Source organism: Streptomyces sp. NPDC024555 (genome assembly GCF_055559335.1).
Genome location: NZ_JBVHKV010000035.1, coordinates 1 through 7,394, shown reverse-complemented (window position 1 = coordinate 7,394; position 7,394 = coordinate 1). Strand labels below are relative to the sequence as shown.

Below are 7,394 nucleotides of genomic sequence, written 5' to 3'. Positions count from 1 at the left end.
GAACGACGAGGGCGGCAAGTACAAGGACAAGCCCAGCGGCGGGATGCACGCCGGCGGCGGTGCGCTGTCGTCCACGGTCGCCAAGGAGTGGCAGCCGGGCAAGGACGAGGGCGGCAAGACCGACGAGGGCTGGAAGAAGGACAAGCCCAGCGGCGGGATGCACACGGGTGGTGGCGCGATGGCCATGACCGGTGGCGGTCTGGCCGCCGGTTCGCTGCTGCTCCTCGGCGGTGTCGGCGTCGGTGCGTACAAGCTGCGCCGCCGTCAGGCGACGGGTGGCGCGATGGCCTGACCCGGCCGCTTCGCTGTCGCGGCCGCCGTCCCCCCGGACGGCGGCCGCGGCGCCGTCGTTTCCCCGGGGCTCCCGCCCGGACCGGGCGCGGGCGCGCCGGACCCGTCCGGTTGTGATCCGGAGGACGGGCCCAGGGCGCTTCCCGCGAGGAGCCCCCTCCCCTCCCCCGTACGGACGAAAGGCTCCGTTCCCATGGCCGCCCCGCAGTCGCCCGGTTCCCCCACCGCCGCTCCCGCCGCCCCCTCCTCCGAGACCGCCACGCTCGGCCGCACCCTGCTGTGGCCGGCCGTCGCGGCCGGCGTCGGCATGCTGCTGATCTACAACTCGTTCGGCTCCTCTGCCGACGACAAACCACCCGCCCCGCCCGCGGCCGCCGCGCCCGCCGCCCCGGCCCCCGCCTCCTCCCCGGCCGCGGCCGTCCCCCGCCAGGCGTCCCCGAGCGCCGCGACGCCGGCCCTGTCCCGTTCGGTGCCGACACGGCTGAAGATCCCGGCGATCGCGGTGGACGCCCCGTTCACACCGCTGTCGATCGGGCCGTCCGGGCGGCTGGACGCGCCGCCGCCGAACGACAAGAACCTGGTCGGCTGGTTCAAGGACGGTGCGACACCCGGCGAGCGCGGCGCCTCCATCGTCGCGGGCCACGTCGACACGACGACCGGTCCGGCCGTCTTCCTCCAGCTGCGGTTCCTGCGGCCCGGCTCCACGGTCGACATCACGCGCGCCGACGGCACGGTGGCCACGTTCAAGGTCGACACCGTGGAGACGTTCAGCAAGGCGAACTTCCCCGACAAGCGGGTGTACGCCGACACCCCCGACGCCCAGCTGCGGCTGATCACCTGCGGCGGCACCTACGACCGCAAGGCGAAGGACTACGTGGACAACGTGGTCGTGTTCGCCCACCTCGACTCCTCCCGGAAGGGCTGAGCCGCGGTGGCCGCGCGGAAAAGGCGGTGCGCCGCGCGAGGGGACGCTGCTAGCGTCCCGCGCATGAAGCGCGCCGACATGAGGACGACGACGCCGGAGAGTGTCCCGGCGCGCTGACTGCTGACCAGTGAGAAGCCCCGGGGCGGACGCCCCGGGGCTTCGCCGTGCGGTCGTCCGTCCCTCGTCCGCGAGGAGACCGTCATGCACGACCACCGCAGGCTCGGCCGTGAGCTGGAGCTGTTCGACACCGACCCGCTGATCGGGGCGGGCCTTCCGTACTGGCTGCCGGACGGCGCCGTGCTGCGGCACACCCTGGAGGAGTACATCCGCACCGCCGAGCAGCGGGCCGGCTACCGGCACGTGTACTCGCCGGTGCTCGGGAAACGGGAGCTGTACGAGATCTCCGGGCACTGGGCGCACTACAGCGAGGACATGTTCCCGCCGATGGAGCTGGGCGGTGAACAGGTGGTGCTGCGGCCGAGCCTGTGCCCGCACCACGCCGTGATCTTCCGCTCCCGGGCGCACAGCTACCGCGAACTGCCGCTGCGGATGGCGGAGCTGGGCGGGATGTACCGGGCGGAGCTGTCCGGGGTGCTCGGCGGACTGACCCGGGTGCGGGCCATCCAGCTGAACGACGCGCACATCTTCTGCACCCTGGAGCAGGTGGCCGGTGAGGCGCGGGACGCGCTGGAGCTGATCCGGCGGGCGTACGGGGCGCTCGGCATCGAGCCGGCCCGCTTCCGGCTCTCGCTGCCGGGGCCCGGCGGGAAGTACGTGGCCGCGCCGGAGCTGTGGGAGCGCTCGACCGCGCTGCTGACCGGGGTCCTGGAGGCGTCCGGGCTGCCGTACGAGGCGGCCGAGGGCGAGGCCGCGTTCTACGGTCCGAAGATCGACGTCCAGGTGGCGGACGCGGCGGGCCGGGAATCGACCCTGTCGACCGTCCAGATCGACTTCCACCAGCCGGAACGCTTCGGTCTGCACTACATCGGCGCCGACGGGGCCAGGCACCGCCCGGTCATGGTGCACCGCAGCGTCCTCGGCAGTGTGGAGCGGGCCGTCGCCCATCTCGTCGAGCGGCACGGCGGGGCGTTCCCCGGCTGGCTCTCCCCCGTCCAGCTGGTGGCCCTGCCGGTCTCCGACGAGCAGCGGCCCGCCGCCGAGGAGCTGGTGCGGCGGTGTGCCGCGGCCGGGCTGCGCGCGGAGGTCAGGGGCCGGGAGCTGGGCAGTCTGGGGGCCCGGATCCGCCAGGCGCGGCTGGTGCCGTACCAGGCGGTGATCGGGGCGTCGGAGGCCGCCGACGGGCGGGTGGCGCCGCGGCTGAGGGACGGGCGCCGGCCCGGTCCGCTGCCGGCCGGTGAGCTGGTCGCGCGGATCGGGGCGCTGGTCGCCGCCCACAGCACCGCGCTGTGGGACGCGTCGGAGGGGGCGGCCGTCAGGGAGTGACCGGCGCGGGCCGGGCGTCCGGGTCCGCGCCCGGGTCGCGGACCGCGCCCGGGTCCGTGCCCCCGTCCGCGTCCGGGGTGTCGTGCTCGGTGCGCAGCGCCCCGGCCAGCGCGGCGGCGACGGCCACCAGGACGAGGACGACGCCCATGGTCAGCCGCAGTCCGATGTGGTCGGCGAGGAAGCCGAGCGAGGGCGGGCCGACGAGGAAGGCGAAGTAGCCGGCGGTGGAGACGGCCGCGACGCGGGCCGCCGCGTCGTGCGGGTGGTCGCCGGCCGCGGAGACCGTGACGGGGAAGCCGAGCGAGGCGCCGAGCCCCCAGAGCACCGCGGCGGCGCCCGCCATCACCGGGCTCGGCGCCACGATCACCACCGCGAGGCCGAGCGCGGCGGTCACACAGCTGAGCCGGACGGCCAGGACCCTGCCGTACCGCTCCAGGAGGGGGCCGCCGACGAAGCGGCCGAGGGTCATCGAGGCGGCGAAGAGCAGGAAGGTCAGCGAACCGACGGTGGCGCTCACGTCGTAGCCGTCGACCATCAGCAGCGGCAGCCAGTCGTTGGCCGCGCCCTCGGCGAAGGCCGTGGCGAGCACGATCACGCCGATCAGGACGAGCCGGCGGTCCCGCCACACCCGCAGCTGTCCGCCCCGGTCCTCCTCCCGGCCGGTGGCGGCCGGTGCGGTCTCCTTGCCGGTGCCGGGCGGGATGGCGAGGACGGCGCGGGTCCCGGCCGCGGCTATGAGGACGGCGACGAGCGCGAGGTGCCAGCCGACGGGGAGCGCGGCGGCGGTGAGCGCCATGCCGAGGAGCGCCCCGACGACCGTGCCCAGGCTGAAGCAGCCGTGCAGGACGGGCAGGACGGACCGGCCGATGACCGTCTCGACGGCGGCCCCCTCGATGTTGAAGGCCACCTCGCTCATCCCCATCCCGCCGCCGAACAGGGCCAGTCCGCCGAAGACGACAGCCGCCTGGGGCAGCGCGGTGCCCGCCGCGACGACGAGCAGCCCGGCCACGATGAGGACGGTGCCGCCGAGGATCGTCGCCCGGCCGCCGTGGCGGCGTACCAGCGGTCCGGATGCCGTGACTCCGGCCATCGAACCGGTGGACAGCCCGAACAGGACGAGCCCCATCGCGCCGGTGGAGACGTCGAGCCCGTCCCGGACGGCCGGGGTGCGCGCGACCCAGGAGGCCATGCCGGTTCCGGCGGCGAGCATGAAGAGGAACAGTGCGGCACGCCAGCGGCGTGTGGCGGCATCCATGAAGCGGGCCCCTGCGGATGGGTTCGGAGAGCGGTGTGCCGTACGAGCGTACGACCGTACGCCTTGGAGTGTACGCTCGTACCCATGACGGACCACTTCGCGGGTGACCCCCGTACGAACCACGAGCGGATGCTCGCCGGAGACCTGTACATCGCGGACGACCCGCAGATCGTCGAGGCGCAGAAGCGGGCGGTCCGCCTCTCCGCCCGGTACCTCGCCGCGTACGCCGAGGACCCGGACGCCGCGCAGCCGCTGCTCGCCGAGCTGCTGGGCGGGCTGGGCGCCGGGGCGCACATCCGGCCGCCGCTGTACGTGGACTACGGGTCGTACCTCACGGTCGGCGAGGACACGTTCGTCAACTACAACCTCACCGCCCTGGACGTCGCCCCGATCACCATCGGCCGCGACTGCCAGATCGGGCCGAACGTCCAACTGCTCACGCCCACCCACCCGGTGGAGCCGGAGCCGCGCCGCGACAAGCTGGAGGCGGCGCGGCCGATCACGATCGGCGACAATGTCTGGCTCGGCGGCGGGGCGATCGTGCTGGCCGGGGTGACCATCGGGGACAACAGCGTCATCGGCGCGGGAGCCGTCGTCACCAAGGACGTCCCCGCCAACGTGGTCGCCGTGGGCAATCCGGCCCGGGTGATCCGCTCCATCTAGACCTTTGCGAGGGCGACAGCGTGGCGACCGGACAGACCGATCCCGAGCGGCGGGAGCGCATCATCACCGCGACGCTCGACCTGATCGCGCGGGAGGGGGTCGCCGGGACCTCGCACCGGAAGGTCGCCGCCCTCGCGGGGGTGCCGCTCGGCTCGATGACGTACCACTTCGCCGGGATGGACGAGCTGCTGCGGGAGGCGTTCACGCGCTTCTCCAGCGGCATCGTCGCCGTCTTCGAGGAGCGGCTGGGCGCGGCCACGACACCCGACGAGGCCCGGGAGGCGGTGGCCGATCTGGTCCACCATCTGTCCGGCGGAAACCAGCGCGAGCTGGTACTCACCCATGAGCTGTACACCCTGGCCGCCCGCAAGCCCGCCTTCCGCGAGCTGACGCGGGAGTGGATGCGGCGCAGCCGGGTCGCCCTGGAGTGGCACTTCGACCCGGCGACCGCCCGTCAGCTGGACGCGCTGATCGAGGGTCTGTCCATCCACCGCGCCCTGGAGACCGACCCGCACGACCGGGCCCTGACCGTGGAGGCGATCGCCCGCATCACCCGGGCCCCCGCACCGCGCCCCTGACCCGGGCCCCCGACCCCTGGCCGGCACCTCACCTGACCGAGGTGCCGGCCAGGCCTCTTCCGTGGTTCGTTGCGCGCCCGGTGCGCGGGGCGGCGGCGGGGGAACGGGCCGGTATGCCCGAGGGCGGTTGCGGGACGGCGGCCGGGATCAGGGTCCGGCGGCTCCGGCGTCCTCGCCGAGCGGTGGCCGCCGACCGGCCAGGCAGGCCCAGGGCCAGGTGCCGCCCTCGCCCTCCATCCGGGCGGTGACGGTGAATCCGGCGCGCTCCATGAGGGCGGCGACCCGGCCGGGGTCGAGCAGATGGATGGCGTAGGCGACGCCGCCCTCGCGCGGGCGGCCGGTGTAGGAGCCGTCGTCCCCGGCGTGGAAGCCGAGGAGCAGCCGGCCGCCGGGGGCCAGCACCCGGTGGAACTCGGCGAGGAGGACGTCCAGCAGGTCCGGAGGCGTGTGCATGATCGACCACCAGGCGACGGCGCCGCCCAGCTCCCCGTCCGGCAGCGGCAGGGCGTCCATGGAGCCGACCTCGAACCGCAGACCGGGGTGGGCGCGCCGGGCCACGGCGACCATGCCGGGCGAGAGGTCGATGCCGGACGCGTCCAGCCCCAGGCTCTCCAGATGGGCCGTCACATGGCCCGGCCCGCAGCCGAGATCGGCGACCGGTCCGCCGCCGTCGCCCCGTACTTCCTCGGCGAACCCGGCGAGCATGGCCCGCCCCCACACATCGCGGGCGAAGGCCTCGCGCACCCGGGGCGCGTACTCCTCGGCCACCGTGTCGTAGTAGGCCCTGGTCGCTCCGGTCACCCGCGTCAAGTCCGCCATGACGCACGACCCTAGGGGGTGGCACCCCGGGCACCGCGACCGGGATCCCCGCCTGTTCTCCACATCATCTTCTGAAGCCGGCCACACCCCCAACCATGCACAGAACAGCTCAATTGCCGTTCCACAGACGTTATTTGTTGCGATCATGCGGATCCACTGAGGCTCCTGATGCACACCTCTTGACGTTTCCCGGGTGACGGCGGAAGCATCAACACCCGTCGGAGAGCGCTCTCAGAGCGTGATTCCGGTGCTCGTCGCGTCATCCGTTCCACAACTCAGGAGACGTACACCCATGCATGTTCCCCCCACGGAATCCCCCACAGCACCCCCCACGGGACCCCCCACGGCCCCCCGCCACCGCCGCCGGACCCGCACGTTCGGGTTCGCCGCATTCGCCGTCTCCCTCCTCATGGCCGTCCCCACGGCGCAGACCGCCTTCGGCGAGGACGCGCAGGCCATCGAGGGAGGCGGCGACCTCGGCCCGAATGTCATGGTGTTCGATCCGTCGACGCCCGACATCCAGGGCAAGGTCGACGCGGTGTTCAAGCAGCAGGAGTCGGCCCAGTTCGGCGACGGCCGCTACGCGCTGATGTTCAAGCCCGGCACGTACGACAACATCAACGCGCAGATCGGGTTCTACACCCAGATCGCCGGTCTCGGTCTGAAGCCGGACGACACCACGTTCAACGGTGATGTCACCGTGGACGCGGGCTGGTTCAACGGCAACGCCACCCAGAACTTCTGGCGTTCGGCGGAGAACCTGGCCCTCAACCCGGTCAACGGCACCGACCGCTGGGCCGTCTCCCAGGCCGCCCCCTTCCGCCGGATGCACGTCAAGGGCGGACTCAACCTCGCGCCGGACGGCTACGGCTGGGCGAGCGGCGGCTACATCGCCGACAGCAAGATCGACGGACAGGTCGGCCCGTACTCGCAGCAGCAGTGGTACACCCGCGACAGCTCGATCGGCAGCTGGGGCAACGGCGTCTGGAACATGACGTTCTCCGGCGTCGAGGGCGCCCCCGCCCAGAGCTTCCCCGAGCCGCCGTACACCACGCTGGAGAACACCCCGGTCTCCCGGGAGAAGCCGTTCCTGTATCTGGACGGCGACGACTACAAGGTGTTCGTCCCGGCCAAGCGCACCAACGCACGCGGCGTCTCCTGGAACGGCACCCCGCAGGGCGAGTCGATCGGTCTCGACCAGTTCTACGTGGTGAAGCCGGGCGCGACGGCGGAGACGATCAACGCGGCGGTGAAGCAGGGGCTGCACCTGCTGTTCACGCCCGGGATCTACCACGTGGACCAGCCCATCACCATCGACCGGGCCGACACCGTCGTGCTCGGCCTGGGCCTGGCCACCATCGTCCCGGACAACGGCGTGACCGCCCTCAAGGTCGGTGACGTCGACGGCGTCAAGCTCGCC

At 73.2% G+C, this 7,394-nt stretch carries 6 protein-coding genes and 2 pseudogenes; 6 read left to right on the top strand and 2 right to left on the bottom strand.

Going from position 1 to position 7,394, the window contains the following annotated elements; all coding sequences use genetic code 11:
* The 3 genes and pseudogenes from ACZ4FH_RS35930 to thrS form a co-directional block, all read left to right on the top strand.
* Nucleotides 1-292 (top strand): annotated as a pseudogene (locus tag ACZ4FH_RS35930) (hypothetical protein); the annotation flags it as partial.
* A gap of 192 nt (nucleotides 293-484) precedes the next feature.
* A complete protein-coding gene (locus ACZ4FH_RS35925; protein WP_467310216.1) occupies nucleotides 485-1,216 on the top strand; it encodes a class F sortase in 732 nt (243 codons plus the stop codon).
* A 201-nt stretch (nucleotides 1,217-1,417) separates the two neighbouring features.
* Nucleotides 1,418-2,659: a threonine--tRNA ligase gene (thrS, locus tag ACZ4FH_RS35920; RefSeq protein ID WP_467310214.1), complete on the top strand. Its 1,242-nt coding sequence runs from the start codon at nucleotides 1,418-1,420 to the stop codon at nucleotides 2,657-2,659.
* Here the strand turns inward: thrS and ACZ4FH_RS35915 are convergent.
* On the bottom strand, nucleotides 2,649-3,914 hold the full coding sequence (locus ACZ4FH_RS35915) for an MFS transporter (protein ID WP_467310212.1): 1,266 nt from the start codon (nucleotides 3,912-3,914) through the stop codon (nucleotides 2,649-2,651). The two genes, thrS and ACZ4FH_RS35915, sit on opposite strands and share 11 nt — an antisense overlap.
* 84 nt (nucleotides 3,915-3,998) lie before the next feature.
* Here ACZ4FH_RS35915 and ACZ4FH_RS35910 point away from each other — a divergent pair, with 84 nt between their 5' ends.
* A complete protein-coding gene (locus ACZ4FH_RS35910) occupies nucleotides 3,999-4,577 on the top strand; it encodes a sugar O-acetyltransferase (protein ID WP_467310210.1) in 579 nt (192 codons plus the stop codon).
* Between the two features lie 20 nt (nucleotides 4,578-4,597).
* Nucleotides 4,598-5,155, top strand: a complete 558-nt coding sequence (locus tag ACZ4FH_RS35905; protein WP_385115675.1) for a TetR/AcrR family transcriptional regulator — start codon at nucleotides 4,598-4,600, stop codon at nucleotides 5,153-5,155.
* Between the two features lie 147 nt (nucleotides 5,156-5,302).
* On the opposite strand, the gene ACZ4FH_RS35900 is transcribed toward ACZ4FH_RS35905, so the two are convergent.
* Nucleotides 5,303-5,974, bottom strand: coding sequence for a class I SAM-dependent DNA methyltransferase (locus ACZ4FH_RS35900; protein WP_467310207.1), 672 nt, complete (start codon nucleotides 5,972-5,974; stop codon nucleotides 5,303-5,305).
* 292 nt (nucleotides 5,975-6,266) lie between these two features.
* On the opposite strand from ACZ4FH_RS35900, the pseudogene ACZ4FH_RS35895 reads away from it, so the two are divergent.
* Nucleotides 6,267-7,394 (top strand): annotated as a pseudogene (locus ACZ4FH_RS35895) (coagulation factor 5/8 type domain-containing protein); the annotation flags it as partial.